1 protein-coding gene is annotated in these 2,485 nt (G+C 60.9%); it reads left to right on the top strand.

All coding sequences use genetic code 11. The annotated features are described in order from the left end of the window. Positions 1-40 precede the first annotated feature (40 nt). Positions 41-2,485, top strand: a 2,445-nt coding sequence (locus ACOI1H_RS24870) for a site-specific DNA-methyltransferase (protein WP_422440941.1), incomplete at its 3' end; no start/stop codon positions are given.

The following is a 2,485-nucleotide window of genomic DNA, read 5'->3' as shown; positions in this document are numbered from 1 at the left end:
TACCACCTCGCGCGACGTGACGGATGGTAAACTCGACCATATGACCCGGGAGCCTGAACAGGTGAAAGCGTTCCGCGACACCTGGCGCGACGGAATCCATTCATACCTGGGCTACCTTCGGGACCGTTTGGTAGTAGCGCGGGAATTGCTGACCGAGACTGGATCTTGCTTCGTTCAGATTGGAGATGAAAACGTGCATCGGGTGCGCACGTTAATGGATGAAGTTTTTGGGGAAGGGAATTGCCTCAGCCAAATTGCGGTCGTTAAGACAAGTGGGCAAACTGCTCAATTTCTTCCGAACGTATCGGATCACATCCTTTGGTATTCCAAAAATAGGGAGCATGCCAAGTATCGTGCCTCCCTACTAAAGAAGGCTTTCGGCGAAGGTGGTGCCTCTGGTTACAATAAAATCGAGTTCGAGGAGGGTGTTCGAAGGACCATCACCGCAGATGAAAGACGCTCACCTGCGTTACTGGAGAGCGGTCGAATTTACGCGACTGGCGACCTTACAAGTCAAAAGCCGCCCGGAAGTTATCCTGTGGAGCATGGCGGAACTACTTTCGTTCCCAGAAAAGGATATTGGAAGACACATAGCTCAGGAATTGAGCGGTTGAATAAGGCTGACCGCGTTGAGCTTGTGGGTAATACGCTGAGATATGTCCGGTTCATTGATGACTATAGCGTATTCCCCTTAACCAACGTTTGGACTGACACCGGAATTGCCGGATTTGCGAGCGACAAGAGATATATTGTTGAAACCTCGCCGAAGTTGATTGAGCGATGCCTTCTCATGACCACTGACCCCGGCGACCTCGTGCTCGACCCCACCTGCGGCTCCGGAACAACCGCCCATGTCGCCGAGCAATGGGGCCGCCGCTGGATCACCATCGATACCTCCCGCGTCGCACTCGCACTGGCTCGCGCGCGGATCATGGGCGCAAAATACCCATGGTATCTTCTCGCTGATAGCCGAGAGGGTCAGAAGAAGACCGCTGAAGTCACTCACGAGGCGCCCTCGACCCACACCACCCACAACGACATCCGCCACGGCTTTGTCTACGAGCGCGTGCCCCACATTACGCTGAAGTCCATCGCGAACAACACTGAGATCGACGTGATCTGGGACCGGATGCAGCCCGCAGTTGAAGACGCTCGTGCTGCGCTCAACACAGACCTCGCCGGCCAGCCTGATCCCTTCCCGGTCAAAACCGGTGGCCGCGCGGGTAAGGCCATTGACTTCAAAGCGTCCGGCACCGTCATCATGCCCTCGGGCGAGAAAGCCCCGGCCAACGGCTTCATGGAATGGGAGATCCCCCGTGAGCCAGGCACGCCTTGGCCCAAGGAGCAGCGCGATCGGCACGCGCTCGCCCGCCCCATGTCCGATGATTTGACCCCGGTGAAGCGCCGCAGTGCCGAAGAGGCCCTGACCAAGCTCAACGCCGCCCGCGGCACCTCCTGGGGCTTCGACACGCTGCCCGAGCGCCCCGTCACCCCATGGCCTGATGCGGCGAAGGAGGCGCTGGAGGCGTTCTGGACCGCCCGCATCGCCCGGCAAACCGAGATCGACAAATCAATCGCCGCCAAGGCCGAACACGAATACCTCTACGACAAGCCCTACGAGGACAAGAAGCGCGTCCGCGTCGCTGGTCCCTTCACCGTCGAAAGCCTCTCGCCCCACCGCACGCAGGCCGTGGACGAGCATGGCGAGCTGATCGAGGAAGCCGACGCCGCCGCAGGCAAGTGTGCCTCGGGCGAGCAGGAGGCCGAGAACTACCGCAAGGCCATCATGGAGAACTTGGCCAAGGCCGGCGTGCACCAACAGGACAAGGGCGACGCAATCCGCTTCGACAGCCTCGCCCCCTGGCCGGGTGACTGGATCGCCGCCGAGGGCCAATATACCGAAGGCGCAGGCGACGACGCCGTCACCCGCCGCGCCGCGATCTTCATCGGCCCGGAATATGGCACCGTTGGTCGCGCCGACCTGGTTGCCTGCGCCCGCGAGGCGGCTGAGGCCGATTTCGACATCGTCATCGCCTGCGCCTTCAATTTCGAGGCTCATGCGCAGGAGCTGCACAAGCTCGGTCGTATCCCGGTGCTCCACGCCCGCATGAACGCCGACTTGCATATGGCCGGCGATCTGAAGGCCGGCGGCGGCAACCTTTTCGTGGTATTCGGCGAGCCCGACATCGAGGTGACCCAGGATGGCGACAAGTTCCGGGTCGAACTGAAGGGCGTCGACATCTTCCGCCCCGGCAAGGGCGAGGTGGAAAGCTCCGAGCCCGACGACATCGCCTGCTGGTTCATCGACACGGACTATTCGGGCGAGAGCTTCTTCGTCCGACAGGCGTATTTCCCCGGCGCCGACGTGCCCTACAAGCAACTCCGCTCGACCCTGAAAGGCGAGATTGACGAGGAGGCCTGGGAAAGCCTGAAGCGGACAGTCTCACGGCCCTTCCCGCGGCCGAAGTCGGGCCGGATCGCGGCC

The organism is Loktanella sp. DJP18, from assembly GCF_049310965.1.
GTDB lineage: Bacteria > Pseudomonadota > Alphaproteobacteria > Rhodobacterales > Rhodobacteraceae > Loktanella.
The sequence above is the reverse complement of the archived record's forward strand: the minus strand, read 5'-3'. Positions and strand labels throughout refer to the sequence as shown.